This is a genomic window from Variovorax beijingensis, from assembly GCF_003951285.1.
GTDB classification, from domain to species: domain Bacteria; phylum Pseudomonadota; class Gammaproteobacteria; order Burkholderiales; family Burkholderiaceae_C; genus Variovorax; species Variovorax beijingensis.
The window spans coordinates 91,715-116,369 of the sequence record NZ_RXFQ01000002.1 but is presented as its reverse complement, the minus strand read 5'-3'; the positions used below and the strand labels follow the sequence as shown (position 1 = coordinate 116,369).

20 protein-coding genes and 1 tRNA gene are annotated in these 24,655 nt (G+C 68.1%); 7 read left to right on the top strand and 14 right to left on the bottom strand.

Annotated elements, in window-relative coordinates:
* Nucleotides 1-30: 30 nt before the first annotated feature.
* The 4 genes from EJO66_RS03650 to EJO66_RS03635 are packed head-to-tail and all read right to left on the bottom strand — an operon-like array spanning nucleotide 31 to nucleotide 3,494.
* Nucleotides 31-1,032: an Ldh family oxidoreductase gene (locus tag EJO66_RS03650; RefSeq protein WP_124956131.1), complete on the bottom strand. Its 1,002-nt coding sequence runs from the start codon at nucleotides 1,030-1,032 to the stop codon at nucleotides 31-33.
* Entirely contained in the window at nucleotides 1,029-1,958 is a 930-nt protein-coding gene (locus EJO66_RS03645; protein WP_125964646.1) for a hydroxyacid dehydrogenase, read from the bottom strand. Before EJO66_RS03645 ends, EJO66_RS03650 begins: the two co-directional genes overlap by 4 nt.
* Before the next feature lie 25 nt (nucleotides 1,959-1,983).
* Complete coding sequence (locus EJO66_RS03640; RefSeq protein WP_124956127.1) at nucleotides 1,984-3,159, bottom strand: UxaA family hydrolase; 1,176 nt, start codon at nucleotides 3,157-3,159, stop codon at nucleotides 1,984-1,986.
* A 53-nt stretch (nucleotides 3,160-3,212) separates the two neighbouring features.
* Nucleotides 3,213-3,494, bottom strand: a complete 282-nt coding sequence (locus tag EJO66_RS03635) for a UxaA family hydrolase (protein ID WP_015866594.1) — start codon at nucleotides 3,492-3,494, stop codon at nucleotides 3,213-3,215.
* A 126-nt stretch (nucleotides 3,495-3,620) separates the two neighbouring features.
* On the opposite strand from EJO66_RS03635, the gene EJO66_RS03630 reads away from it, so the two are divergent.
* Nucleotides 3,621-4,391: a GntR family transcriptional regulator gene (locus EJO66_RS03630; RefSeq protein ID WP_124956125.1), complete on the top strand. Its 771-nt coding sequence runs from the start codon at nucleotides 3,621-3,623 to the stop codon at nucleotides 4,389-4,391.
* A gap of 9 nt (nucleotides 4,392-4,400) precedes the next feature.
* Here the strand turns inward: EJO66_RS03630 and EJO66_RS03625 are convergent, their stop codons facing one another.
* Nucleotides 4,401-7,205, bottom strand: coding sequence for an ExeM/NucH family extracellular endonuclease (locus EJO66_RS03625; RefSeq protein WP_125964645.1), 2,805 nt, complete (start codon nucleotides 7,203-7,205; stop codon nucleotides 4,401-4,403).
* A 143-nt stretch (nucleotides 7,206-7,348) separates the two neighbouring features.
* Nucleotides 7,349-8,290 (bottom strand): LysR family transcriptional regulator, encoded by a 942-nt coding sequence (locus EJO66_RS03620; RefSeq protein WP_124956121.1) that lies wholly within the window; start codon nucleotides 8,288-8,290, stop codon nucleotides 7,349-7,351.
* Nucleotides 8,291-8,372: 82 nt separating this feature from the next.
* Here EJO66_RS03620 and EJO66_RS03615 point away from each other — a divergent pair, with 82 nt between their 5' ends.
* The 3 genes from EJO66_RS03615 to EJO66_RS03600 all read left to right on the top strand — a co-directional run bounded on the left by EJO66_RS03615 (nucleotide 8,373) and on the right by EJO66_RS03600 (nucleotide 13,094).
* On the top strand, nucleotides 8,373-11,318 hold the full coding sequence (locus tag EJO66_RS03615; protein WP_125964644.1) for a molybdopterin oxidoreductase family protein: 2,946 nt from the start codon (nucleotides 8,373-8,375) through the stop codon (nucleotides 11,316-11,318).
* A gap of 101 nt (nucleotides 11,319-11,419) precedes the next feature.
* Entirely contained in the window at nucleotides 11,420-12,157 is a 738-nt protein-coding gene (locus tag EJO66_RS03605) for a 4Fe-4S dicluster domain-containing protein (RefSeq protein WP_240648507.1), read from the top strand.
* 4 nt (nucleotides 12,158-12,161) lie between these two features.
* A complete protein-coding gene (locus EJO66_RS03600) occupies nucleotides 12,162-13,094 on the top strand; it encodes a dimethyl sulfoxide reductase anchor subunit family protein (RefSeq protein ID WP_125964642.1) in 933 nt (310 codons plus the stop codon).
* 21 nt (nucleotides 13,095-13,115) lie between these two features.
* On the opposite strand, the gene EJO66_RS03595 is transcribed toward EJO66_RS03600, so the two are convergent.
* The 4 genes from EJO66_RS03595 to EJO66_RS03580 are packed head-to-tail and all read right to left on the bottom strand — an operon-like array spanning nucleotide 13,116 to nucleotide 18,037.
* Nucleotides 13,116-14,045, bottom strand: coding sequence for an SMP-30/gluconolactonase/LRE family protein (locus EJO66_RS03595; protein ID WP_124956113.1), 930 nt, complete (start codon nucleotides 14,043-14,045; stop codon nucleotides 13,116-13,118).
* A 58-nt stretch (nucleotides 14,046-14,103) separates the two neighbouring features.
* Complete coding sequence (locus EJO66_RS03590; protein WP_125964641.1) at nucleotides 14,104-16,281, bottom strand: xanthine dehydrogenase family protein molybdopterin-binding subunit; 2,178 nt, start codon at nucleotides 16,279-16,281, stop codon at nucleotides 14,104-14,106.
* On the bottom strand, nucleotides 16,278-17,270 hold the full coding sequence (locus EJO66_RS03585; RefSeq protein WP_125964640.1) for an FAD binding domain-containing protein: 993 nt from the start codon (nucleotides 17,268-17,270) through the stop codon (nucleotides 16,278-16,280). The genes EJO66_RS03590 and EJO66_RS03585 overlap by 4 nt, the downstream gene beginning before the upstream one ends.
* Nucleotides 17,267-18,037 carry a 2Fe-2S iron-sulfur cluster-binding protein gene (locus EJO66_RS03580; RefSeq protein WP_125964639.1) on the bottom strand — a complete coding sequence of 257 codons (771 nt, stop codon included), beginning with the start codon at nucleotides 18,035-18,037 and terminating at the stop codon, nucleotides 17,267-17,269. The genes EJO66_RS03585 and EJO66_RS03580 overlap by 4 nt, the downstream gene beginning before the upstream one ends.
* A 278-nt stretch (nucleotides 18,038-18,315) precedes the next feature.
* Here EJO66_RS03580 and EJO66_RS03575 point away from each other — a divergent pair, with 278 nt between their 5' ends.
* Complete coding sequence (locus tag EJO66_RS03575) at nucleotides 18,316-18,621, top strand: hypothetical protein (RefSeq protein WP_124956105.1); 306 nt, start codon at nucleotides 18,316-18,318, stop codon at nucleotides 18,619-18,621.
* Nucleotides 18,622-18,627: 6 nt separating this feature from the next.
* On the opposite strand, the gene EJO66_RS03570 is transcribed toward EJO66_RS03575, so the two are convergent.
* Together EJO66_RS03570 and EJO66_RS03565 are read right to left on the bottom strand one after the other, a co-directional pair.
* Nucleotides 18,628-21,636: a transglycosylase domain-containing protein gene (locus tag EJO66_RS03570; protein WP_125964638.1), complete on the bottom strand. Its 3,009-nt coding sequence runs from the start codon at nucleotides 21,634-21,636 to the stop codon at nucleotides 18,628-18,630.
* A gap of 178 nt (nucleotides 21,637-21,814) precedes the next feature.
* Nucleotides 21,815-22,768, bottom strand: coding sequence for a phosphate acetyltransferase (locus EJO66_RS03565; RefSeq protein WP_124956101.1), 954 nt, complete (start codon nucleotides 22,766-22,768; stop codon nucleotides 21,815-21,817).
* A 125-nt stretch (nucleotides 22,769-22,893) separates the two neighbouring features.
* Between EJO66_RS03565 and EJO66_RS03560 the strand changes: the two genes are divergently transcribed.
* On the top strand, nucleotides 22,894-23,235 hold the full coding sequence (locus tag EJO66_RS03560) for a hypothetical protein (RefSeq protein WP_124956099.1): 342 nt from the start codon (nucleotides 22,894-22,896) through the stop codon (nucleotides 23,233-23,235).
* 27 nt (nucleotides 23,236-23,262) lie between these two features.
* The gene (locus EJO66_RS32895) at nucleotides 23,263-23,952 is read left to right on the top strand and encodes an HNH endonuclease (protein WP_124956097.1); all 690 of its coding nucleotides are present in this window, start codon (nucleotides 23,263-23,265) and stop codon (nucleotides 23,950-23,952) included.
* 27 nt (nucleotides 23,953-23,979) lie between these two features.
* On the opposite strand, the gene EJO66_RS03550 is transcribed toward EJO66_RS32895, so the two are convergent.
* Nucleotides 23,980-24,480, bottom strand: a complete 501-nt coding sequence (locus EJO66_RS03550) for a DUF4124 domain-containing protein (RefSeq protein ID WP_125964637.1) — start codon at nucleotides 24,478-24,480, stop codon at nucleotides 23,980-23,982.
* A gap of 85 nt (nucleotides 24,481-24,565) precedes the next feature.
* Nucleotides 24,566-24,641 (bottom strand) — tRNA-Thr (locus EJO66_RS03545).
* Between the last annotated feature and the right edge of the window lie 14 nt (nucleotides 24,642-24,655).

Sequence of the window (24,655 nt, the reverse complement as noted above, 5' to 3'; positions counted from 1 at the left end):
GTTGTGTGGGGTCGTGGCGCCTGGCGGCGCCTAGCTTCGCCACTGCGCGAGCAGCGCCTCGGGCACCTCGATGCCCTGTGCCTCGGCGCGCAGCCGCAGTTCCTCGCGCCGCGCGCCGGGCAGGCGCACGCCGTCGTCGCGCAACATCTCGCCCACCAGCACCTCGACGCGGTCGAGGTAGCCCGCAGAGCCCGCGAGCGCGCCGGGGTCGATGACGATGAAGGCCTGGCCGATGCGCGGCCGGTTGCCGGCATCCTCGAAGAAGCTCGACGCCTCGAAGCCGAACTGCGCACCGATCAGCGCCGTGACCAGCAACTCGACCACCAGCGCCAGCATCGCGCCCTTGGGGCTGGTGGCCGCGCCGATGGGCAGCATCGAGCCTTCGAGCGCAGCCTGCGCGTCGGTGGTCGGCTGGCCGTGGCGGTCGACGGCCCAGCCGATCGGTATGGCCTTGCCTTGCTTCGCGGCCACCATGACCTTGCCGCGCGCCACTTCCGAAAGGCTCAGGTCGATGGCAAGCGGCAGCGCATCGCGGCGAGGAAAAATCGCCGCCACCGGGTTGGTCCCGAAGATGGGATGGCGCCCGCCGGCCGCCGGCATCGCGGCCGGCGAGTTGGCAAAGCCGAGCCCGGCCATGCCGGCCTCGGCCACCGGCCGCAAATGGTCGACCACGACGCCGCAGTGATGGCTGTTCGTGACGCCCGCAATGGCAATGCCGAAGTCGCGCGCGCGGCCGATGGCCTCGGCAATGGCCATCTCGCAAGCGGCGAAAGCCAGGCCTTCGTGCGCATCGATCAGCGCCGCCGCGCCCTTCTGGCGACGCAGCGTCGGCACCGCATTGCCATTGACCCGGCCGTTGCGCAGGTGCGTGGCGTACTGGGCCACGCGGGAGAGGCCGTGCGAGCCCAGGCCCTGCGCCTCGGCCAGCACCAGTGCGCGTGCGGCGGCGGCCGCCATCGCCTCGTTCGCGCCGGCCGCGCGCAAGGCCGCGGCCACGGCGTCCCGGGCTTGTTCAAGCCTCATCGTCGTCATGGCTCCAGCGCCTCCAGCACCTTCTGTGCAATGAGGCTGCTCACGCGCTCGTTCGACTCGGCCGTCACGCCTGCGATGTGCGGTGTCAGCAGCAGGTTGGGGCAGTCCTCGAAATGCGGGCTGGCCGCGAGCGGCTCGGCCTCGAACACATCGAGCGCCGCGCCGCCGAGCCGGCCTTCGCGCAACGCAAGCGCCACGGCGGCTTCGTCGACGATGCCGCCGCGCGAGGTGTTGACGAGCACCGCGCCGCCCCTCATGGCCGCGATGCGCGCCGCATGGAAGAGGTTGCGCGTGCTGTCCACCAGCGGCAGGTGCAGGCTCACCACGTCCGCCTTCGCCACCAGCGCGTCGAGGCCCAGCGGCTGCGTGCCCGTTGCGCCGAAGGCCGGGTGGCTGCCGTCCATCATGGCGTCGAAGGCCACCGTGCGCATGCCGAGCGCCTGCGCGAGCCGCGCCGTCAGCTGCCCGATGGCGCCGAAGCCGACCAGCCCGAGCGTCTTGCCCGCCAGCTCGCGCCCGTTCGACAGCGCGTTGCGCGGCCAGCGCCCCGCGGCCACCGCGGCGGTGGAGCCGTAGGCGCCGCGCAGCAGCATCATGGCGCTCGCAATCACGTACTCGGCCACGCTCAGTGCATTGGCGCCCGTGGCCGGAATCACCCGGATGCCGCGTGCTTCGCAGCCTGCCACGTCGATGTTGTCCAGGCCCACGCCCAGGCGGCCCACCACCGTGCACTGCGTGAGCGCATCCAGCAGCTCGCCGCGCACCTGCGTGCGGTTGCGCACGATGAGCGCGTGGGCCCATTTCGCTTCCTGGTAGAGCCGGGCGCCGTCGTCCACCAGCGCCACGTCGTGGAGAACGTCGTGCCGCTCGCGCAATTGCGCAACCGCGGCGTCGTCCATGAACTCCGCAATCACTATCCGCTTCATGATGCTTTCCGTTGCGCGGGTGCCGTCAGGCCGACTCGTACAGGCGCGTCAGCACGAACTCGCGGTGGCCCAGCGCTTCGGCCGCGGTGAGCCGGCCGTTGGCGGTGCGCAGCATGCATTCGAGCAGCTGGTCGCCGGCCTGGTCGAGCGTCATCTCGCGCTGCAGCAGGCCCGAGGTGTCGACGTCGACGTGCTCGCTCATCAGCCGTACGGTGCGCGGGTTGGCGCAGATCTTGATGACCGGCAGGATCGGGTTGCCGATCACGTTGCCCTGGCCCGTGGGGAAGAAGTGCACCGCGTAGCCCGATGCGGCGCACAGCGTCACCATCTCGGCCGCCGCGCTGGACGAATCCATGAACCACAGGCCCGGGCCGTTGGGCACCTCGGCCTTGTCGAGCACGCCGTCCACCATGCACTTCTTGCCGATCTTCTGGATGTTGCCCAGCGCCTTCTCCTCGATGGTCGTCAGGCCGCCCGCGATGTTGCCCTTGGTCGGCTGCGAGTCCGACAGGTCGCTGGTCTTGTGGCGGTTGATCATGTCCTGGTAGCGGTTGAACATGAACATGAAGCGCTCCTTCACGTCGGGCGTGCGGCAGCGGTCGGCCACGATGCGCTCGCCGCCGGTGATCTCGGAGGTCTCGCCGAACACCAGCGTGTTGCCGGTCTCGTAGAGCTTGTCGAAGGCGTTGCCCACAGTCGGGTTGGAGCCGCATCCCGAGGTGGTGTCGCTCTCGCCGCACTTGGTGGACACCCACAGCTCGTGGATGCCGCAGGGCTCGCGCCGCTTCTCGCTCGCGTTCTGCACGAACTCGCGCGCCACCTTGCTCGCGCGCAGGATGGTGTCGTGGTCGCCGTGGCCCTCGATGCCGAAACCGGCCACCGGCTTGCCCGTGGCGGCGATGCCGTCGACCACCTTCTGCGTCCAGCTGTCCTCGATGCCGATGACGACGACCGCCGCCACGTTCGGGTTGCAGCCCGCGCCGATCAGCGTGCGGAAGTGCAGCTCCAGGTCGGCGCCGAACTGCAGGCGGCCGTAGGGATGCGGAATGGCGAGCGCGCCCTTGATGTTGTGGGCCACCGCCTCGGCGGCCGCGTTGGAGAGATCGTCCAGCGGCAGGATGATGACGTGGTTGCGCACGCCGACGCGGCCGTTTTCGCGGCGAAAGCCGAGGAAGGTGGTGTCTTTGGAAATGATGGACATGCGGTTCTTTCTGATTCGTGGGAAATGGAAGTGGGCGAAGCGGGGGCGGCGTCCTACCAGCGCTTGGTCTTGATGTTCTGCACGTGCGCGTGCTCGCCGGCCTTGATCGGCGCCACCACCTTGCCCATGTCGATGCCGTACTTCCACACCGTGTCGCCGGGCGCCATGTCCTTGAGCGCGACCTTGTGGCCGATCGGGATGTCCTGGCGCGCATCGACGCTGGTCATCCGGTCCTCGTCCATGATCCAGCCGCTGAGCGACATGCCGGCCTTGACGCCTTCCACCACCACGACCGCGACCGTGTCCTTCGCGTCGTGCAGAACGAAATGAATCATCGTTGTCTCCTGTTGTGACTCGCTGAGAATTTGCAGCCGGGCCAGTGTCCGAGTGCGCGTCTCCGCGTGTCAAACAGGTCATATGGATGACTTGGATGAATCGCGATGCGGCCGCCACAATGCGCCATGCCCCGCTCGACAGACATCTCCGCGTTCGAACCGATCTCCGCCGAGTCGGCGGGCGCGCCGCTCTACCGGCTCGTCAAGCGCTCGCTGCTGCGCGCCATCGAGTCGGGGCGCTGCGCGGCCGGCAGCGTGCTGCCGAGCGAGAGCGAGCTGGCGGCGGCGCTGGGCGTGTCGATCGGCACGCTGCGCCACGCGACAGACGATCTGGTGGCCGAGCACATCCTCGTGCGGCGGCAGGGGCGCGGCACCTTCGTTGCGGTGCACAACGACGACCGTTTCATGTTCCAGTTCTTCCACGTGGAGCGCAGCGACGGCCTACGGCAGGCGCCGCAGGTGGAGTTCGTCGCCTTCGAGCGCGTGCGCATGGACGAGGAGCCCGCGCAGGCGCTGGGCCTGCGGACGGGCGAGCCCGCCATCCAGATCGACAACCGGCTGCTGCTGCAGGGCCGGGCGGTGATCCACGACCGGCTCACGCTGCCGGCGCTGCTCTTCAAGGGCCTGACCGAGAAGCGCTTTCGCGAGCGGCCGAGCACCATCTACCACCTCTACCAGACCGAGTTCGGCATCACGGTGACGCTGGCGCGCGAGCGCGCACGCGCCATGGCGGCCGACCGCAGCGTGGTGCGCATCCTGGGCGTGGCGCCAGGCGCGCCGGTGATGGAGGTGCGGCGCACCGCGCTCACCTTCGGCGACAAGCCGGTGGAGTACCGTGTCTCGACCATCAACACGGCGCAGTACGAGTACGTGCACCTGCTGTCGCGGCCGGCCTGAGGGCCGCGCTCAATTCACCGAGTGCGCGCCCAGACCGGAGGAGGTGTCCACCGGAAAACTGTCCCATTGCAACGACGGATCGAACGCGGCGCCTGCGTCTGCATCGCCCGCGGTGATGCCGGGCTTGCGGCGCAGGGTCTGGTCCTGCGTGCCGACGCCGCCGCCGGTCCAGGCCGTTCCGGGGTCCACGCCGAGCTGGCCGAACCGGTCGACGACCACGCCCGATTTTTCGAGCGTCAGCGCATCGTCGCCGTTGAAGTTGGCGACGCCGCTGGTGATCGTGCCGGTCGGCTTGAAGGCCGCCGCGGCACTGGCGTTGGCCAGCACCAGCACACCGCCGGCCGGCAGCGAGCCGGTCAGCGGGAGGGAGTTGGTCGGCGCGGTCGCGCCGTTCGCATACAGCTTGACGGTGTACAGGCTCAGGTCCACGGCCGCCGCGGTCGGGTTGTAGATCTCGATCGCCTTGTTGTTCGACGTGCCTTCCACATATTCGCTGAAGAACAGCTCGTGGTCCGCCGGCGGCGTCACCACCACCACGGTGCTGACGTTCACGCTGCCTGATTGGGTGGCGGTCTGGCCGGCGGAGTTGGTCAGCGTGACCACGACGTTGAAGGTGCCGGCAGCCGCATAGGTGTGGGTGACGGTGCCCGTGCCGGGCGCCGTGGTGGCGGCGGTGCCGTCTCCCCAGTCGACTGCAAGCGAAGCCAGTGTGGTCGAGCCGCCGGGCAGCGCTTCCGAAATGTTCACGCTGTAGGTTTCGCCGACCTTGACGGCCGCCGGTATCGACGCGGTGACGATGGGCTGCGTCACTGCCGCATCGGCAGCCAGGGTCAGGCCGACGAGCACGGGGTCATGGTCCGATGCCCGGAAGGGCGTGGGCGCATAGCGGTCGTCGGTGGTGAAGTCGGTGTTGTAGTCGAGCGCGGTCGGCTCATCGGCGTTGATGTGCCACACGCTCACGCCGCTGACCTGCGCGCCCAGCGACGCCGAGGCATAGGCGTGGTCCAGCGCGCCGGTCTCGCCGCCGAAGACGTAGGTGTAGCGGTCATTGGCGGCCATGCGCTTGAGCAGGCTCTCGTTGCCGGCGGCTTCCAGCTCCTTGGTCGGGTCTTCCAGCAGGTAGCTGTTGAAGTCGCCCATCATCAGCACGTCGGATTCGCCCATGAGCTTGAGCTTGCCGACAAAGCTGTTCAGCGCCTTCGCCTGCTGGATGCGCGCCAGGTTGAAGCAGCCCTGGCCCAGGTCGATGTCGCCCGTGGCGGGGCAGCTGCCCTTGCTCTTGAAGTGGTTGACCACGAACCAGAAGCCGCCGTTGTTGCCCACTGCGCTGAAGCGCTGGGCCAATGGCGACCGCCCGCTGGCGGCGGTGTAGTCGGTGAGGTCCGCGCCGGTCGGGAGAACGGCGTTGCCGACGCGCTGGACCTTGGCGGGCTTGTACAGGATGTCGACCTTGATCGCATCCGTGCCGAACACGCCGCTGTTGACCGCGGCATAGGTGCCCGCGCCCACCTTGGCGTTGAGGGCTGCCAGCAGATCGCTCGTTGCCACGTCGGTGTTCTGGATCTCCATCAGTCCCACCACGTCGGCGTCCAGGCCCGCGATGGCGGCCACGATCTTGGCCTGCTGCCGATCGAACTCGCTGCGGTTGTTGGCGCCGCGGCAGTTGGCCGCGGACGCGGGACCGGTGCCGAACGAACAGCCCTGGCCCGTCAGGCCCGAGGCGGTTTCCCCATTCTGGAACGTGGTGAAGTAGTTGAGCACGTTGAAGCTGGCCACCTTGAGCGAGCCGCCGACCACCGGCGCGGTCGCCGGGCGCGCATTGGCCTGCGCGAACACGGGCGCCACCGTGGGCTGGACGCGGTAGGCGCCGAAGTTGTGGCTCAGGATGCCGGTCAGCTTCTGCGTCGTGTCGCCCATGCGCCGTGTGCCGTCGGTGCCGGCCGCGCTCAGGTAGGGAATGGGGTTCGGGTTCTGGCGCGAGGAGCCGTCGTCGAGCACGATGCGCGAGAGCAGGTTCTGCGCATGCGTGGCCGCCGAGTTGCCGTTGGTGGCATTGAACTGCCGCCCGTTCAAGGCCAGCACCATCTGCCCATAGCGGCCCAGCTCGAACATTTCCGTCACGGCCAGGGGCTGCGAAATCTCGACCAGCATGCCTTCATAGCGCTCCAGCGCGGCCTCGTCCGCCACCGGCAGCGCGACCTGTGTCGGGGTGATGGCAACGCCGCTGCCGCAGACGCTGATGGCCACCGGGTCCTGGGCCGTGCCGGCAATCTGCGTGATGCTGTCGGGCTTGGCCCCGGCACCCGCGGTCTGGCCGAACTCGGTCACCACGCCGGAGACCTGGACAAAGTCGCCCGCCGCCACACGGGTGGCGTTGCCCGGTGCGTAGACGAAGATGCCTTCGGAGGTCAGCGGGTCGGTATCGGGCACGAGCTGCTGCACGAAAAAGCCGTTCAGCTTCACGCTCGTCGAGCCGGTGTTCTGGAAGTCACCCACGACCACGCCACGCACGGTCACTGCTTGCGTCGCCAAGGGGCTGGTGTCGCCCGTGCCCTGGATGGATGAAATGGGCGCGAGGGGCGCATTGGCCGGGACGGCAGCGGAGCAGGTGGGCGGAGGTGGCGGCTCCGCAACCGGCGGCGGCGTGTCTGGCGATGGCGGCGTGTCTGGCGGCGCGCTGCCTGCCGGCGGCGGGGGGATCAACGGAAAGGAGGCCCCTCCGTTGCCTCCGCCGCCGCAGGCAGTCAGTGCGACGGCCAATGCCAGCGCCAGGGCTTTGAGCTGGCGGAACGACCTCGGTGCCGGATATGTCATGGGAAATTTCTGGGTGAAAGAGGGGAACAGCGCGCGGTAGCCGGCGTTTTACGGTTCTTGTGTGTAGCCCCCGAGACACCCCTGCTCAACCCGGGCAATTTGCCGGGTTGCCGCAACACGCGCCCTTGCTGCTGCCGCCCGGCCTAGCGCGCGGACGGAGCGCGCGGCACGGTCGCCCCGCAATGCCGCAGGAAGTCCGCCGTGGCGCGGCCGAGCAGCTTGTCGCGGTGCATCACCGTGGCCAGCCGCCGCATGCCCGCAGGCAGCCGCGTGCGCAGCTCGATCAGGTGGCCGTCTTCCAGCGCCTGCGCCACCGTGTAGCGCGAGAGGCAGGCGAGCCCGGTGCCCGAGGCCACCACGCGCTTGATGGCTTCCGTGCTGCCGAGCTCGAAGCCCACGCGCACCTGCTCCAGGTTCTGGATCAGCCACGCATCGGTGACCTGCCGCGTGCCCGAGCCGTGTTCGCGCAGCACCCAGGTGGCCTGCGAGAGCTGGTGGTGCGTGGCAATGCGCCTGGCGAGCGGATGCCCCGGCGCGGCGACGATCACCAGCTCGTCCTCGCGCCATGCCCGCACCACGAGGTCGGGGTGGGTTTGCGGCCCCTCGATGAAGCCGACGTCGACGTCGAAGCCCGCCACCGCCTCGATCACGTCGCGCGTGTTGGCAATGTGCAGGTGAACCTGGCTCTGCGGATGGAGCGCCGTCCATTGCGACACGCGCTCGGGCAGCAGGTATTCGCCGATGGTGAAGCTGGCCGCCACGCGCAGCGGCGCCGCATGCTCGCCGCTGAAGAGCGCTTCCACCTCGCCGGCCTGGTCGAGCAGTGCCTGGGCCTTGGGCAGCAGCGCGCGGCCGTTCTCGTTGAGCACCAGGCGGCGGCCGAGCCGGTCGAACAGCAGGGCGCCCACGGAAGACTCCAGGTCGGCCAGCGCGCTGCTCGCGGCCGACTGCGAGCGCGCAACGCGGTCGGCCGCGGCGCGCGTGCTGCCGCCCCGGGCCGTGGCCACGAACACCTCGAGTTGGCGCAGGTTGAGCCGAAGCCGCTGCGCGGTGTGCGGTTGCTGCTGATCTGTTTTTCCGGTCATCGTGAGCGATATTCTCCGCTTTTTCGTTTGATCGAGGCTCTCTAACATCGGCGCAGCCCCGCATGAAGACAAAGGACCGCCAGTGTTCAGTTTCCTGTCCCGAGAGCCCGTCCACGATCCGCTCGACGCCCCCACGCCCACGGCGGACACCCAGGTCAAGACCACCACCTGCTACATGTGCGCCTGCCGCTGCGGCATCCGCGTGCACCTGCGCGAAGGCGAGCACGGCCCGGAGGTGCGCTACATCGACGGCAACCCCGAGCATCCGTTGAACAAGGGCGTGATCTGCGCCAAGGGCTCGTCGGGCATCATGAAGCAGGTGTCGCCCGCACGCCTGACGCAGCCGCTGCTGCGCAAGGCCGGCAGCGAGCGCGGGGCCGGGGAGTTCGAGCCCATCAGCTGGGAGCGCGCCTTCGACATGCTGGCCGAGCGGCTCGGCAAGATCCGCGCGACCGATCCGAAGAAGTTCGCGCTCTTCACGGGCCGCGACCAGATGCAGGCGCTCACGGGCCTGTTCGCGCGCCAGTTCGGCACGCCCAACTATGCGGCGCACGGCGGCTTCTGCTCCGTGAACATGGCCGCGGGAATGATCTACACCATCGGCGGCAGCTTCTGGGAATTCGGCGGGCCCGACCTCGACCGCGCCAGGCTGTTCGTGATGATCGGCACGGCCGAGGACCATCACAGCAACCCGATGAAGATCGCCATCAGCAAGTTCAAGCGCGCGGGCGGGCGCTTCATTTCGATCAATCCGGTGCGCACGGGCTACTCGGCCATTGCGGACGAATGGATTCCCATCAAGCCCGGCACCGATGGCGCACTGTTCATGGCGCTGCTGCATGAGCTGATCGCGAGCGACCTGATCGACCACGCTTTCTTGAAGCGCTTCACCAATGCGCCGCAGCTCGTGGTGCTGGACGACTGCGAGCGCCAGGGCCTGTTTGCCTTCGACCCGGACCCCACGCGCGGGCCGCCCGGCGACGGCCGCAATCCGCACAACAAGCTGGTGTGGGATAAGGCCAGCGGCAGCGTGAAGAACGCCTACCCCGAAGGCATTGCCGACGGCTGCGATCCCGCGCTCGAAGGCCACTACACGCTGGCCGACGGCACGCGGGTGGCGCCGTCGTTCCAACTGCTGCGCGAGCGCGTGGCCAGCTGCACGCCCGAGTGGGCGGAGGCCATCACCGGCATCGATGCGCAGCGCATCCGCAAGCTCGCGCGCGAGATGGGCGAGACTGCGCTCAGGCAGGTCTTCGAGCTGCCCATTGCGTGGACCGATGCCTGGGGGAGGAAGCACCCGACCACGCAGGCGCGGCCCGTGGCCTTCCACGCCATGCGCGGGCTCGCGGCGCACTCGAACGGCTTCCAGACGGTGCGCGCGCTGGCGGTGCTGATGAGCGTGCTCGGCACCATCGACGCGCCCGGCGGCTTCAGGCACAAGGCGCCGTACCCGCGCCACATCGTGCCCAACTACCGCGCCTTCAACGACCCCGGCATGATCCAGCCCAACACGCCGCTCAATGCCGCGCCGCTGGGCTTTCCGGCCAACCCGGAAGAGCTGGCCATCAACCCCGACGGCTCGCCGATCCGCATCGACCATGCGTTCTCGTGGGAGCACCCGCTGTCGGCGCACGGGCTCATGCACAACGTGATCACCAATGCGGTGAAGGGCGACCCCTACCGCATCGACACGCTGCTGATCTTCATGGCCAACATGGCCTGGAACTCCAGCATGAACACCATGGCCGTGCGCGAGATGCTCAACCGCAAGGACGAGAAGGGCGAGCACATGATCCCCTTCCTGGTGGTGTGCGACGCCTTCCAGAGCGAGACCGTGGCCTTTGCCGACCTGGTGCTGCCCGACACCACCTACCTCGAGCGCCACGACGTGATGAGCATGCTCGACCGGCCGATCTCGGAGTTCGACGGGCCGGTCGATTCGGTGCGCATTCCGGTGGTGCCGCCCACCGGCCAGTGCAAGCCTTTCCAGGAAGTGCTGATCGAGCTGGCCTCGCGCCTGAAGTTTCCGGCCTTCACCACGCCCGAGGGGGGGCGCAAGTTTTCAGGCTATCCGGACTTTGTCGTCAACTTCCAGCCGCAGCCGGGCATCGGCTTTCTGATGGGCTGGCGCGGCAAGGACGGCACCGAGCACCTGCGCGGCGAGCCCAACCCCAAGCAGTGGGAGGCGTACGCAGAGAACAACTGCGTGTTCCAGTACCACATGCCCGAGACCATGCACTACATGCGCAACTGGAACCGCGAGTACCTCGACTTCGCAAAGGACAAGGGCTGGCGCCAGCGCAACGACCCGGTGCAGCTGGCGCTGTACTCCGACACGCTGCAGAGCTTTCGCCTGGCCGCGCAGGGCAAGAGCCCGGGCCGGCAGCCGCCCGATGCGCTGCGTAAGCGCATCGACACGTACTTTGATCCGCTGCCTTTCTGGTACCCGCCGCTCGAGGAGGCCTCGACCGATCTCGATGCGTATCCGCTCAACGCCATCACCCAGCGGCCAATGGCGATGTACCACTCATGGGATTCGCAGAACGCGTGGCTGCGGCAGATCCACAGCCACAACTATCTTCACGTGAACCCGCTCACCGCGCAGGCCGCGGGCATTGCCGACGGCGGCTGGTGCTGGGTGGAGAGCCAGTGGGGCCAGGTGCGCTGCATGCTGCGCTACAGCGAGGCGGTGGAGCCCGGCACCGTGTGGACCTGGAACGCGATCGGCAAGGCCGATGGCGCATGGCAGCTGGCGCCCGGCGCGGACGAGGCGCGCAAGGGCTTCCTGCTCAACCACCTGATCAGCGAGGAGCTGCCTTGCGCGGGCACCGCGAGCGGCCGCATCAGCAATTCGGATCCGGTCACGGGGCAGGCGGGCTGGTACGACGTGCGCGTGCGCATACGGCCCGCGGAACCGGGCGAGCCGGAAGAGAGCTTTCCGCAGATGGCGAGCATGCCGAGCGCACCGGGGGTGCTGGGGAAGGCGGCGAGCGTGCTGACGTACTTTGCGGGGAGGGGGAAGAAATGATGCAGTGGCTCAAGGACCTGATGTCCCCGGATCTGCTCCCTCCCCTTCCGGGGGAGGGCAGGGGTGGGGGCAGCGGTATTGGAACCGGCAGCCATGCTTCGATGAAAGCCGCCGTGCCCCCACCCCAACCCTCCCCCGAAAGGGGAGGGAGAAATGCCAGCGTGCGCGCCGAGCCGGGCGAAACCCTCGCCAAACAGCTCGCCCTCGTCATCGACCTCAATGTCTGCGTCGGCTGCCATGCCTGCGTCACGTCGTGCAAGCAATGGAACACCTCCGGCAGCGCCGGCCCGCTCGCGGACGCGCAGCCCTATGGCGCCAACCCCACCGGCACTTTCTTCAACCGCGTGCAGACCTACGAGGCCGGCACCTTCCCGGCCACGCAGACGGTTCACTTCCCCAAGAGCTGCCTGCACTGCGAAGACCCGCCCTGCGTGCCCGTGTGCCCCACGGGTGCCAGCTACAAGCGCAAGGAAGACGGCATCGTGCTGGTCGACTACGACAAGTGCATCGGCTGCAAGTACTGCGCATGGGCCTGCCCTTACGGCGCACGCGAGCTCGACGAAGAGCGCCAGGTCATGACCAAGTGCACGCTGTGCGTGGACCGCATCTACGACGAGCACCTGCCCAAGGAAGACCGCAAGCCCGCCTGCGTGAAGGCTTGCCCCACCGGCGCGCGCCTGTTCGGCGACGTGAAGGACCCGGACTCCGAAGTATCGAGGGCCATTCGCGAACGCGGCGGCTACCAGCTGATGCCCGAGTGGGAAACCAGCCCGGCCAACCAGTACCTGCCGCGCCACGTCACGCAGCAGACCACCCCCTCGATCGAAGCGCGGGAGTAGCCGCATGCATCCCGCGTTCTCCATTCTTTTCTTCACCACGCTGGCCGGCGCCGCGCAGGGGCTGGTCGTCGCGCTCGCGCTCGCGGTGCTGCTGGGCCTCGCGCTCGCACCCGATTTTCTCACATTGGCGCTGGGCGTGGCCGAAGTGCTGCTCGTGGCCGGGCTCGCGGCCTCGTTCATGCACCTGGGCCGAAAGAGCCGCGCATGGCGCGCCGTGCTGATGTGGCGCACCTCGTGGATGTCGCGCGAAGTCATCGTGCTGCCGGCCTTCATCGCGCTGGTGGCGCTGTGGTGGCTGTCGCTGCGCTTCGGCGCCGGTGCGCCGTGGTCGTGGCTGCTGCCGCTGCTGGTGCTGTGCGGTGCGGTTGCACTCTGGTATTGCACCGCCATGATCTATGCCTGCCTGCGCTTCATCGAGGAATGGGCGCACCCGCTCACCATCGTCAACTTCACGCTCATCGGCCTGTCGTCGGGGCTCGTGCTGGCCTGTGCGATGGCCGTATTGGCGGGCGAAACACGCTTCGTGCAGTTGTCCGGGCCCTGGGCGCTCGCCGCCACGCTCGCGGCATGGGCCGCACGCGGCGGGGCGCTCAGGCGCAACGCGGCGATCCGCCACAGGTCGACGCTGCAATCGGCCACCGGCATCCGCGCCGAGAAGCTCGTGCAAAAGTCGATGGGCATGTCGGCCGGCTCGTTCAACACGCGCGAGTTCTTCCATGGCGCCACGCTGGCCGCGCTCAGGAACATGAAGCTCGGTTTCCTGCTGCTGGCCTTCGTGCTGCCTTCGCTGCTGCTGCTGTGGGGCGTTGCAAGCGGGGCCGTGTGGCCTTGGCTGCTGGCGGTGCTGGTGCAGGCGCCGGGCCTGCTCGCGGAGCGCTGGTTCTTCTTTGCGCAGGCGAAGCACCCGCAGAACCTGTACTACCAGGTGGTGTCCTGAGGACCGGACCAAGGGCTTCGGTCAGGCCTGGAAGTTCAGCGCGAGCCCCGGCGTCGGCCAGTCGTCGATGGCAATCAGCCGCCCGCTGCCCGACAGTGTGACGTAGGCCGTGCGCATGTCGCGTCCGCCGAAGCAGATGTTGGTGGTGTAGCGGTCGGGCAGCGGCACGTGCTCGCAGCTGCTGCCGTCGGGCGCGACGATGGTGATGCCGCCGTGCAGCAGCGTGGCCACGCACAGGTTGCCGAGCGCATCGGTGGCCATCGAGTCGAAGCGCTGATAGTGCCCGCCCGGCGATGCGCACAGCATGCGGCCACCGTGCGGCGAAGGCCAGCCGTCCTTGCGCACGCGCCCCGGCGCCGTGATGTCGAAGGCCCAGAGCCGTGCGCCTTCGGTTTCGGCGTAGTAGAGCGTGCGGCCGTCGGGCGACAGCGCGATGCCGTTGGGCGTCATCACCGGCCGCGCCACCGCATGCGCGCCGCGGCCGTCGGCATGCCCGTAGAACACGCCGCCGCGGTCCATGTCGCGCTCGCGCGTCTTGCCCAGGTCGGTGAAGTAGAAGCCGCCCTCTGCATCGAACACGATGTCGTTCGGCCCGCACAGCGCAGCCCCGTCGGCCGTGTCGTAGAGCCGCTCGGCCCGGCCCGTGGCCAGGTTCACGCGCTCGATGCGTCCGCCCGAATAGTCGTCGGCCTGGCCCACCGGGCGGTGGCAGCCATCGGCCTCGGTGTGCCAGCGAAAGCCGCCGTTGTTGCACACGTACACCGCGCCGTCCGGCCCCATGGCAGCGCCGTTCGGCCCGCCGCCCAGGTCGGCCACCACCTGGACCAGCCCGTCGTGCCGCACGCGGGTGAGCGTGCCGCGCGCAATCTCGACCAGCAGCACGGAGCCATCGTCCATGGCAACGGGCCCTTCGGGAAACTGCAGGCCGGTGGCGAGTTCGCGGATGTGCATCGGAAGCCCCTTTTCTTCTTTGCAGGGGCTCCGAGTTTGCTTCTTCTTGCCTGTTTCGTCATGCCTGGATCGGCGTCAGCAATTTGTCGGGCGTGATGGGCAGGTCGCGCACGCGCCGTCCGGTGGCGTTGTAGACCGCGTTGGCAATGGCGGCGGCGACGCTGGTGATGCCGATCTCGCCCACGCCCTTCACGCCCATGCGGTTGACCCGGGTGTCGGTTTCGGGCGCAAAGAGCACCTGCACGTCGCCGATGTCCGCGTTCACGGGCACGTGGTAGTCGGCCAGCGTGCGCGTGACGAAGTGGCCGCTGCGTTCGTCGAGCACCGACTCTTCCATCAGCGCGTTGCCAATGCCCCAGACGATGCCGCCGACGATCTGCGACGCCGCGGTCTTGGGGTTGAGAATGCGCCCGGCCGCAATCACCGCCATGTAGCGCGGCACGCGCACCAGCCCCAGGTCTTCGTCGACCCACACTTCGGCAAAGTTGGCACCGAAGGCGTAGTGCGACCAGGCGGCGATGTCCGCGCCCGGCGTGGCCGTGTTGCTGGCGCGCCATTCGTTCAGCCGGGCCGCCTGCAGCAGCTCCGCCACGCTGGGTTCGCGCACGAAGCGCAGGTTGACCTTCTCGCGCAACTGCTGCTTGGCCGCTTCGCAGACCGCGAGCGCCGCGGTGCAGAAGGTGTTGGCGCCCCAGGAGCCGCCCGAGCCCGGCGTGGGCGGAAGGGCCGAATCGCCGAGCCGCACCTGCACCTTGTCGAGCGGCAGGCCCAGCGCCTCGGCGGCGGTCTGCGCAATGACGGTGTAGCTGCCGGTGCCGAGGTCGGTCGCGCACATCTCCACCACCGCGCGCACGTCGCGGCCGTTGCGCGTGAGCAAGAGATTGGCCGAGGCGCCGCGATGCGGTGCGCCGCGCGATGCCGCGCTCATGCCGTAGCCCACGAGCCAGTGGCCCTGCCTGCGGCTGCGCGGCGTGGCGCTGCGATTGCTCCAGCCGAATTCCTCGGCGCCGATGCGCATGCATTCGACGAGCGAGCGGCTGCCGAAGGGCTTGCCCGTGTCCAGGTCGGTCCTGGCATCGTTCCTCGCGCGCAGCTCCACCGGGTCGATCTTCAGCTGCTCGGCGAGCTCGTCCATCGCCGATTCGAGCGCAAAGCTGCCGGGCGCCTCGCCCGGCGCGCGGGTCCACTTCGGCGTTTGCACGTTGAGGCGAAAGGCGCGGTGGGTGACCTGCGAGTTCGGCACCTCGTACATCATTCGCGAGATGACGCCGGTCTGCTCGACGAACTCCTCGTGCACCGAGGTGTGGGTGACGGTGTCGTGGCCCAGCCCCGTAAGCCGGCCGCTCGCATCCGCACCCAGCCGCATGTGCTGGCGGTTGTGCTGGCGCAGGCCGACCACCATGAACATCTGCTGCCGCGTGAGCACGTGTTTGACCGGCCGCTTCACGAGGCGCGCGGCCAGCACCGCCAGCATCGCGTTGTCGCGCGTGAGGATCTTGCTGCCGAAGCCACCTCCCACGAACGGGCACACCACGCGCACGTTCTCGCGCGGAATGTCGAAGGTGGCGGCAATCGCGGGTGCGGCATCGCTCACCATCTGCAGCGAATGGTGCACCGTGACCTTGTTGTCGCCCTCCCATGCAGCCACGGTGGCGTGCATCTCCATCGGGTGGTGGTGCTCGATGGGCGTGTTGTAGACCGCATCGACGGTGCCCGCCGCGGCGCGCAGGCCCTGGTCGAGGTCGCCGCGCCGCGTGTCGGTCTTGTAGCCGGCGTTGATGGCCGCCGGCGCATAGGCGTTCTTGACGTTGGCATCGAAGCCGATGCGGGGCTGTGCCGCTTCGTAGCTCACCTTCACCAGCGTGGCCGCATGGCGCGCCTGCTCCAGCGTCTCGGCCACCACGAAGCCGATGAGCTGGCCGTGGTGGTGAATGGCCGTGTCCTGCAGCAGCGGCGTGGCGCGCGTGAAGCGGTTCTGCGGCGTCTCGGGCGCGGGCGGCGCCATCCTGGGCACGTTCTTGTGCGTGAGCACCAGCAGCACGCCGGGCGATTGCTCGGCCGCCGCGGTGTCGATGTCGCGCACGCGCCCGGCCGCCACGGTGCTGCCCAGCGCAACGCCGTACACCAGACCCGGGTAGGAAAATTCGGCCGCATAGCGCGCCTGGCCGGTCACCTTGAGGCGGCCGTCCACGCGGTCGACGGGCTGGCCGATGAGGGGAGTCGCTTGCCTGTTCATGCCGTGCTCCTGCTCGTGGTTTCCAGTGCGCGCACGATGCTCCGCCTGGCCAGTTCGATCTTGAAGCGGTTGTGCTCGAAGCCCGTGGCGCCGGCCAGCGCGGCCTCCGCCGCCTGCCGGAACAGCGGCATGCCGGGTTCGGCGCCTTGCAGCAGCGCCTCGGCCTCGCGTGCGCGCCAGGGCATGTGCGCCACGCCGCCCAGACAGATGCGCGCCTGCCGGATGCGGCCGCCCTCCATGTCGAGCACAGCCGCCACCGACACCAACGCAAAGGCATAGCTGGCCCGGTCGCGCACCTTCAGGTAATGCGAGCGCTGCGCGAAGCGGGCGCTCTCGGCCGGCAGGTCGATGGCGGTGATCAGCTCGCCCGGCGCAAGGTTGGCATCGAGCTCGGGCGTGTCGCCCGGCAGGCGATGGAACTGCGCGATCGGAATGGTCCTGCGGCCTGACGGCCCCTGCAGTTGCACCACCGCATCGAGCGCGTGCAGCGCCTGCGCCATGTCGCCCGGGTAGCTTGCGATGCACTTCGCGCTGGTGCCCAGCACCGCGTGGTTGCGGTTGAAGCCCTGCAGCGCGCTGCAGCCCGTGCCCGGCTCGCGCTTGTTGCAGGGCTGGGTCACGTCGTAGAAGTAGGGGCAGCGCGTGCGCTGGCGCAGGTTGCCGCCGTTGGTGGCGGCGTTGCGCAACTGGCCCGAGGCGCCCGCAAGAATGGCCTGCGCCACCAGTGGGTAGCGCGTGCGCAGCACGGGATGGTTGGCCGTGTCGCTGTTGCGCGCCAGCGCGCCCAGCCGAAGGCCGCCCGAGGGCTGCGCCTCGATGGCCGCGAGCGGCAGGCGGTTGATGTCCACCAGCTGGTCGGGCGCTTCCACGCCTTCCTTCATCAGGTCGACGATGTTGGTGCCGCCGGCCAGGAACCGGGCGCCGGGCTGCGTGGCCGCCCGGACGGCCGTGTCCACGTCGGTGGCGCGGGTGAATGCGAAGGGCTTCATGCGCGGCTCCTCCGGGTGTTGCCCGCGCGCGGCATCAGGCTCACTTCGCGCACCGCGGCCACGATGCCGGGGTAGGCGCCGCAGCGGCAGATGTTGCCCGACATGCGCTCGCGGATTTCGGCGTCGCTCAGCTGCGCCACCGGCCCGGTGCGCCGCACATCCGCCGTGACGTGGCTCGGCGCGCCTTGCTCGGCTTCGCGCAGCATGCCCACGGCCGAGCAGATCTGGCCCGAGGTGCAATAGCCGCACTGGAACCCGTCGTGCTTGATGAAGGCGGCCTGCATCGGATGCAGCTCGTTGCCGCGCGCGAGCCCCTCGATGGTGGTGACGTCCGCCCCGTCGTGCGAGAGCGCGAGCGCCAGGCAGGAATTGATGCGGCGGTTATTGACGAGCACCGTGCACGCGCCGCACTGGCCGTGGTCGCAGCCTTTCTTCGTACCCGCCAGCGCCATCTGCTCGCGCAGCAGGTCGAGCAGGGTCGTGCGCGGATCGACCTGCAGCGCATGCGGCTTGCCGTTGACGCGCAGGGCCAGGGCCATGGAAGAAGAAGAGGGCGGCGCTGCATTGGCATCCGCCTGCGCGGCCGTTGCCACCGACGCCGCCATGGGCGCGGACGCCAGGATGCCGGCGATGCCGGTCGTCCCGCTTTCCGCGAGGAAGGCGCGGCGGGTCAGCTGGCCGGCGGGTGAGGGGAGAAGAGGGTTGCTGTTGTTGTCGTCGTCAGGCAGATCATCGGCCTGCCGTTCATCGGAAAGGAGGGATGTCATCGTGTGTGGCAACTGGGGGTGGATCGATCGATGAAGGGACCTCGTCGCGCGGGGCGTGGCCCATGCGCTGTCGAGGGGCGTCGATTCCCCAGCTTAGCTATCGATAACTTGTTGCAGGCATCGGTTTTTTTAATACCTGCGCGGTCTGCTCAAGCCATCCTGCGCTGCGTGTCGGTCGATATGATTCGGCAGGGGAGAGATATGCCGACAAACTCAAATGCCGTGGCGCAAGCCCAGCATTCGGAGCCAAGCAAGGCTCCCGTATGCGAGGCGATTCGATGAAGACCGCATTGCGCCTTCTGCTGAACGTGCTCGCATGGTTCCTGGCCATGCCTGTACTTTTCGTTTTAGCGGCACCACTCGAGAGTCACAAAGTTCTCTCTATCTCCGATCACATTGCTCCAGTTACCGCAGTCGTGCTTTCACTGTGGGCCGGCGTGATCTACTGGCGCTGCGTGCCGAGCACGCCAAGCGGATGGCGCCGGGCCGGCTACCTTGCTGCCTTCCTGGCTGCCATGTTCCTGCTGGGGTGGGCCGCGATGTGGGCGACCTTCGTCGTCATGCTGGCAATCTACGGCGCGTAGCAGCCGTCAATCCCCTCCGCACCCCCCGCGCTCCAGCACCGGCAGCAGCTGCGGCCCCAGCGACTTCAGCAGCTGCGTCGGCAGCGCGCTCGTGAACCGGTAGCGGGCGGCGTATGGTTCGTTCACGTAGGCCATGATGGTGCCGAAGTAGCGGTCGCCGATCGTGAAGACGAAGGTGGCCGAGCGGCTGATCTTGCGTTCGGTGCCCGCTCGTCCGCCGCGGCCGGTGTGCCCGTAGCGATGGTCGCCGGTGCCGGTCTTGCCGCCGATCTCGATCGCGCGGCCATTCGCGTCCACCAGTGCGCCCTTCACGCGCCGCGCCGTGCCGTCCTGCACCACCTGGATCAGCGCGCGGCGCACCGTCGCGGCCACTTCGGCAGGCAGCACCTGTTCGGCGCCCGCGTCGCGCGGTTCGAGCCGTGTCTCGTAGGGCGTGTCGCGCGCAAAGTGCAATGCGCCGACCCGTTGCACCGGCCGCCGCACGCCGTCGCTGGCGATGATGCCCATCAGTTCCGCCAGGGCGGCCGGCCGGTCGCCCGATGCGCCGATGGCGCTCGCATAGGACGGCGTCAGCGATTCGAACGGGTAGCCCAGGCGCTGCCATGAGCGGTGAACCTCTGCGAAGGCATCGAGCTCGACCAGCTCGCGCAGGCGCTTGTCCTGCGCGCTCTTGTGGCGTGTCTTGAAGAGCCAGGCGTAGACCTCCTGGCGTTCGCTCGCGCTCGCGTCCAGCACCTCGCTCAGTGTTGCGCCGGGATGGCGCCGCAGGTATCCCACAAGCCAGAGCTCCAGCGGATGCACGCGCGCCACGTAGCCGCGGTCGGCGAGCGAGAGGCCCGCGTAGGTGGTGCGCAGCGCCCGCAGTGCGCGCGGCGAGCCGGCGAAGCCCTTGCCCAGCCGCTGCGTGAGCAGCTCGCCGAGCCGCTCTTCGCTGGCCTCGGGCTCGATCGTGAACAGTACGCTCGCCAGGCGCGGCGCCGACGGCTTCAGGCCCCGCAGCAGCAGCGCTTCGGCGTCCGCGGCCGACTGGCGCTGGTACTTGCGATAGAAGCGGATCAGGAAGGCCGAGCCTTCGCGATCGGCAAAGCGTGCGAGCATCTCGCGCCGGCGCGGGTCGGCCGGGTCCTTCAGCAGGCGCTCGGCGTCCGACGCGCCGCCGAACATGCGGTGGCGCACCACGTCGCGCATCAGGCGGATGAACACCAGGTTGATCGAATGCTTGAAGCCCTCGCGCACCGTCATCGATTCGCTGTTGCGCGAGCGCTCGAAGTTCTCGAACTGGTGCAGGCCGCCGCCGGTGAAGAAGGACTCGCCCGGATTCGCCGAGTACTTCCGCTCCATGGCCGCCTCGAGCATCGGCGCAAGACGGCGATCCTTGGCGCGCAACAGGTACTGCCGCGCCCACGCACCGAGCGGATCGCGTGGGTTGTTCGGCAGCGCCGAGAGCTGGGCTGGGCTCAGGCTGGCCCAGCTCGCGTGCAACTCTGCCACCAGTTCGAGGTAGCTCACCAGCGTGCGCAGCTTGGCGGTCGAGCCCAGGTCCAGCCGCGCGCCCTGGTTCACGTCGAAAGGCTGATTGATGTTGTCGGCCTGCACGCGCAGCAGGTTGGCCTGGGGGCCGCGCTCGAACAGCGTGAAGCTGTAGATCAGCGGCGCCGGGTCTGCGCCCGGGTCGAGCATGTGCGGGCCGAACAGTCCCGCAGCCTTGGCCGCGGCGGGCGTCCGCAGGCCGGCCAGCACCCGCGCAGCCAGTGCTTGCGCTTCGCCGTCCAGGCTGGTTTCAGCCTCCAGGTCGAGCCGCTCCAGGTCGTAGGCGCGCGGCACGTCGAGCAGCGTGGAGATGTGGGTGCGCAGCGCGACGGTGGCCTTGCGCTGCACGAAGTCCGGGCGCGGTGTCGACGGCAGTTCGGGCCTCAGGTGCAGGGACAGCGGCAGTGCCGCATCGCGCAGCGAGGGCGCGATCAGGCCCGCCTCGGCCATCAGCCGCAGGTAGCTGTCGGTCAGCCGGGCCAGGCCCGTGCCGTCGCCGAGCAGGTGCTGCGACGGGCGGCGCTGCGCGATCATCAGCGACAGCACCTGCTTGAAAGCCTCGGCCTGGCGCTGGAGCGCCTCGGGCGTGGGCGCCGCCGCCCCTTCCGCGTTGTCGGCGAGCAGGCGGTTCACCTCGCGGAAGTCGCGCCCGTACCAGGCCCACAGGCCGTCGCCCAGGCCGTGCACCTCGCCGATGCCCGGGCGTGCGGCCAGCGGCACCGTGTCGAGGTAGTCGACGACGATCTGGCGGCGCCGCGCCAGCGTGTCGTCGCCGTCCTGGTAGGCGCGCACCGAGGCCGAGACCATCTGGCGCAGCTTCTCGCGCACCGACCCTGTGCGGCCGTGCGGCGAATGGCGGTACTTTTCGATCTGGGTGGCCAGCGTGCTGCCGCCCGTTGCCGACCCCCGCGGGTTGAACACCCGCAGCCCCTGCTCGACCGCGGCCTTGGCAAAGCGTTCCGGGTCGAGCGCGGGGTTGCGCTGCGCCGGCTCCGCGTCGAGCAGGTGGCGGTCCTCGACGAACAGCAGGGCGCTCACCAGCAGGGGCGGCACCTCTTCGAAGCGCTCGTAGGCGCGCTGGGGCACGCGCGTGTGCAGCAGCGCCGCATTGCGGCAGTCGCGCATGGTCAGCCCGGCCTGGTTCTTCTCGCGGTAGGGCGTGAAAAGCCCGTGCTCCTGCAGTTCGACCAGCCGCGGCGACATGCGCGCCTGGCGCGTGATGACAAAGCCCTGGGGCTCCAGGCGCTCGATGAAGTGGGGAAGATCGTGGTAGCCCAGCCGCTCGTCGTAGGGCCCGGTCTGGGGAAAGCGGATGGCATCGCTGGCACCGGCCTCGACGCTGAAGCCCGCGCCGCGGGAAAAGTCGCGCCACAGGGCCGATTGCCATCGGGAGGTCTTCAGCTCGTTGACAACTGCGAATGCGGCAAGCGCACCCAGCACGGCGAGCCCGCCGCTGATCCAGAAGACCTTCTTGAACCTTGTCATGCTGCCTCGCACAGTCTGAACCGGGGGTCCATCCATGGCGATGATGCGCTTTCCGCGGCCGGTTGGCGCGTGCGCCCGAGGGTCTTTGGTGCGGGACAACTACCTATGGCGGATCACGGTTGCATTGGCATACAAAGCGTAGTTCTTTTGTTTCCAATGGCTACGAGGCCGGTCGTCCTCAGCCCACCGCCTTGATGAGCCGTTCGCGCCCCGCCTTGGCCAGCATCGAAGCCACCGCGCACGAGGCCAGGCGAGCCGGCTCCGAGTCGGCCCGGCTCGTCAGGATCACCGGCACCCGGGTGCCCAGCACGATGCCCGCCGCATAGGCCCCGCCCAGAAAGGTGAGGCTCTTGGCCAGCATGTTGCCCGCGTCCAGGCTGGGCACGATCAGCACGTTGGCGCGGCCCGCCACCGGCGAGACGATGCCCTTGATGCGCGCCGCCTCGGCGTCGATGGCGTTGTCCATGGCCAGCGGCCCGTCGAGCTGCGCCCCGGTGATCTGGCCGCGGTCGGCCATCTTGCACAGCGCGGCGGCGTCCAGCGTGGAGGGCACCTTGGTGTTGACCGTTTCCGTGGCAGAGAGAATCGCCACGCGCACCGCCGGCATCAGCAGCGCATGCGCAAGGTCGATCGCGTTCTGCACGATGTCGACCTTCTCTTCGAGCGTGGGCGCGATGTTGATCGCGGCGTCCGAAATGATCAGCGGCTGCGCATGGCCCGGAATGTCCATCACGAAGCAGTGACTGATGCGCCGCGACGTGCGCAGCCCGCCTTCGCGCCGCACCACCGCGCCCATCAGCTCGTCGGTGTGCAGGCTGCCCTTCATCAACGCATCGACCTCGCCGCGCAAGGCCATGGCGACGGCGGCGTCGGCCGCGGCGTGGCTGTGAGGGGCGTCGACGATGGGGATGTTCGAGAGGTCTGCGTTGGCCTCGCGTGCTGCGGCTTCGATCTTTGCGCGGGGGCCGATGAGCGTGGGGGCGATGAGGCCGAGTGCGGCTGAAGCGAGGGCTGCTTCGAGGGAGACGGCGTTGGCTGGGTGGACGACTGCGACGCGCAGGGGTGGGAGGGCGCGGGCTGCGGCGATCAGGCGGTCGTAGTGGGGGTGGGGCGCGGAGGAGGAGGGGGCCATGCGGGGTCCGGAGGGTGGGTGTTCAGTGCCTAGCGGAAGGTGCGTCGAGGCGACAACGAATGTTTCCCCGAAGCAAATTGTTAACAAGTTACACCACAATGTGTCCATTCCAAGCAATGAACACAATGAGCCCCATCCACGCGGCGCGCGAATACGTCCTAGAGGTCGCCCAACGACCCGCACTTGCCAGCTCGTTGCCCGAGACCACCAAAGCCAAGATACGGCACTCAGACGTATGGCTGAATCAATTCAAACGCGTAGGGGACCTGTTCGTGTATCTGAAGCGTTTCAGCGTAGACAAGCAGGACGCGATCTACCTCGAGATGCGTGCACTCGGGCTACAAACATTCGAAGACATCGCCGACTCCTTTGAGAGGCGATTCGCGGCTTGGATCGGTGATCGGACGCGAGCCTCGGACTTCGTCATCGGAGAGACATACAGCGCGTATGACATCTTGATCTTCTAGGGGAATTACGACACCCGCGCGGGAGGCATGTTCGTCATCGAATCAGAGAGCAAGCCGACTGCAGTTGTCATCAAGGCAACGCTGAGCGGAGGCAGGTATGCGAACGAGTGGTTGGAGCAAGGCCGCAGGCTGAAGTACTTCCTGAAGAGCAAAACACTGAAGGATGGAAGTGTTCAATTTGGCGAGCACTTCAAGCCCAACGCTGCGATCTTGAATGTGCCCAACCTGCCGGTACTTGCTTTCGTCAGGCAGACATCCAACGATAGGTTTGTGTACGCAGGGGCTTTCGCGAATCAGAAGATGCACGAAGAGGCGGATGGTGCGAAGTGGTTTGAGCTGGTGTTCACAACGTCCGAAGAAGTGATCGCCGATGCGGGGTATGTCCAGCAACAGCTACAAGACAGAGTCGCACTGGCATCGAGCCAGTCACAGCAACAGCGCCTTGCACGCTTGGCCAAAGCACCAAAGAATCCCAAAACCATTCGGACTGTCTCAACCGCGTTCGTGCGCAACCCCGATGTGGTTGCCGAAGTTCTCTTTCGAGCAGAGGGGCACTGTGAAGAGTGCAAGCGACCAGCGCCGTTTGTCAGCAAGGCCACCGGCGATCCGTACCTAGAAGTTCATCACATCACACCGTTGGCGCAAGGTGGGGACGACACCGTCGCCAACGCTTGGGCCCTCTGCCCAAACTGCCACCGCGAAAAGCACTTCGGCTAAGCGCTGCTGCCTACCAATCATCGCAGTTCAGCACTTCAGGTCGAAGAACTGCTTGCGGGCCTTGTAGAGGTCGACATCGGCACGAGCCTTCGCATCGCCCGACGTTCCCGCCGCGTTCGATTCCAATTGGGGTAGACGGTTGTCGAGATTGGCGCACTGAGCTTGATCGCCCCTGGGCAGTTTGACGCGGCGACGCATCACGTCCATGTCGGCATGCGAGCGGCCATGGAGAGGACAGAATGCGTTGTCGAAGGCCGCATTGAACTCTTCGCGCTGCACCTCGCGGCCTTTGCGGGACTGCCCGGTCATCTTGTCCATGCCTTGCGTGGGCGTCGCGTCGATCACCTTGGCTCCGACGCATGGGGCGTCCGAGTAGCTGACCTTGCCGTTCGTCTCGCAGCGATAGACCGGATGTTGCGCCGCGGCCGGGAGGATCGCGATGGCCATCAGGGCGGGGGCCAAGCACAGAGGGCGCCAAAGCACATGGCGGGTAGGAATTGGCGTGGAATGCGACAGCATCAGAGTCATGCCTCAAAATCCTCTTACACGGCGATTACATCGCCTAAGAAAAAAGCCCCGTTGCTATCGTGTTGATAGCAACGGGGCTTTTAATTGGTGCCGGAGAGATGAATCGAACACCCGACCTTCTCATTACGAATGAGCTGCTCTACCGACTGAGCTACACCGGCGAAGCCTCGGATTA

Excerpts from the sequence above, each read along its gene's own strand:
- EJO66_RS03650 (WP_124956131.1), bottom strand. The coding sequence starts at position 1,032 with ATGACGACGATGAGGCTTGAACAAGCCCGGGACGCCGTGGCCGCGGCC.
- EJO66_RS03645 (WP_125964646.1), bottom strand. The coding sequence starts at position 1,958 with ATGAAGCGGATAGTGATTGCGGAGTTCATGGACGACGCCGCGGTTGCG.
- EJO66_RS03640 (WP_124956127.1), bottom strand. The coding sequence starts at position 3,159 with ATGTCCATCATTTCCAAAGACACCACCTTCCTCGGCTTTCGCCGCGAA.
- EJO66_RS03635 (WP_015866594.1), bottom strand. The coding sequence starts at position 3,494 with ATGATTCATTTCGTTCTGCACGACGCGAAGGACACGGTCGCGGTCGTG.
- EJO66_RS03630 (WP_124956125.1), top strand. The coding sequence starts at position 3,621 with ATGCCCCGCTCGACAGACATCTCCGCGTTCGAACCGATCTCCGCCGAG.
- EJO66_RS03625 (WP_125964645.1), bottom strand. The coding sequence starts at position 7,205 with ATGACATATCCGGCACCGAGGTCGTTCCGCCAGCTCAAAGCCCTGGCG.
- EJO66_RS03620 (WP_124956121.1), bottom strand. The coding sequence starts at position 8,290 with ATGACCGGAAAAACAGATCAGCAGCAACCGCACACCGCGCAGCGGCTT.
- EJO66_RS03605 (WP_240648507.1), top strand. The coding sequence starts at position 11,420 with ATGAAAGCCGCCGTGCCCCCACCCCAACCCTCCCCCGAAAGGGGAGGG.
- EJO66_RS03600 (WP_125964642.1), top strand. The coding sequence starts at position 12,162 with ATGCATCCCGCGTTCTCCATTCTTTTCTTCACCACGCTGGCCGGCGCC.
- EJO66_RS03595 (WP_124956113.1), bottom strand. The coding sequence starts at position 14,045 with ATGCACATCCGCGAACTCGCCACCGGCCTGCAGTTTCCCGAAGGGCCC.
- EJO66_RS03590 (WP_125964641.1), bottom strand. The coding sequence starts at position 16,281 with ATGAACAGGCAAGCGACTCCCCTCATCGGCCAGCCCGTCGACCGCGTG.
- EJO66_RS03585 (WP_125964640.1), bottom strand. The coding sequence starts at position 17,270 with ATGAAGCCCTTCGCATTCACCCGCGCCACCGACGTGGACACGGCCGTC.
- EJO66_RS03580 (WP_125964639.1), bottom strand. The coding sequence starts at position 18,037 with ATGACATCCCTCCTTTCCGATGAACGGCAGGCCGATGATCTGCCTGAC.
- EJO66_RS03575 (WP_124956105.1), top strand. The coding sequence starts at position 18,316 with ATGAAGACCGCATTGCGCCTTCTGCTGAACGTGCTCGCATGGTTCCTG.
- EJO66_RS03570 (WP_125964638.1), bottom strand. The coding sequence starts at position 21,636 with ATGACAAGGTTCAAGAAGGTCTTCTGGATCAGCGGCGGGCTCGCCGTG.
- EJO66_RS03565 (WP_124956101.1), bottom strand. The coding sequence starts at position 22,768 with ATGGCCCCCTCCTCCTCCGCGCCCCACCCCCACTACGACCGCCTGATC.
- EJO66_RS03560 (WP_124956099.1), top strand. The coding sequence starts at position 22,894 with ATGAGCCCCATCCACGCGGCGCGCGAATACGTCCTAGAGGTCGCCCAA.
- EJO66_RS32895 (WP_124956097.1), top strand. The coding sequence starts at position 23,263 with ATGTTCGTCATCGAATCAGAGAGCAAGCCGACTGCAGTTGTCATCAAG.
- EJO66_RS03550 (WP_125964637.1), bottom strand. The coding sequence starts at position 24,480 with ATGACTCTGATGCTGTCGCATTCCACGCCAATTCCTACCCGCCATGTG.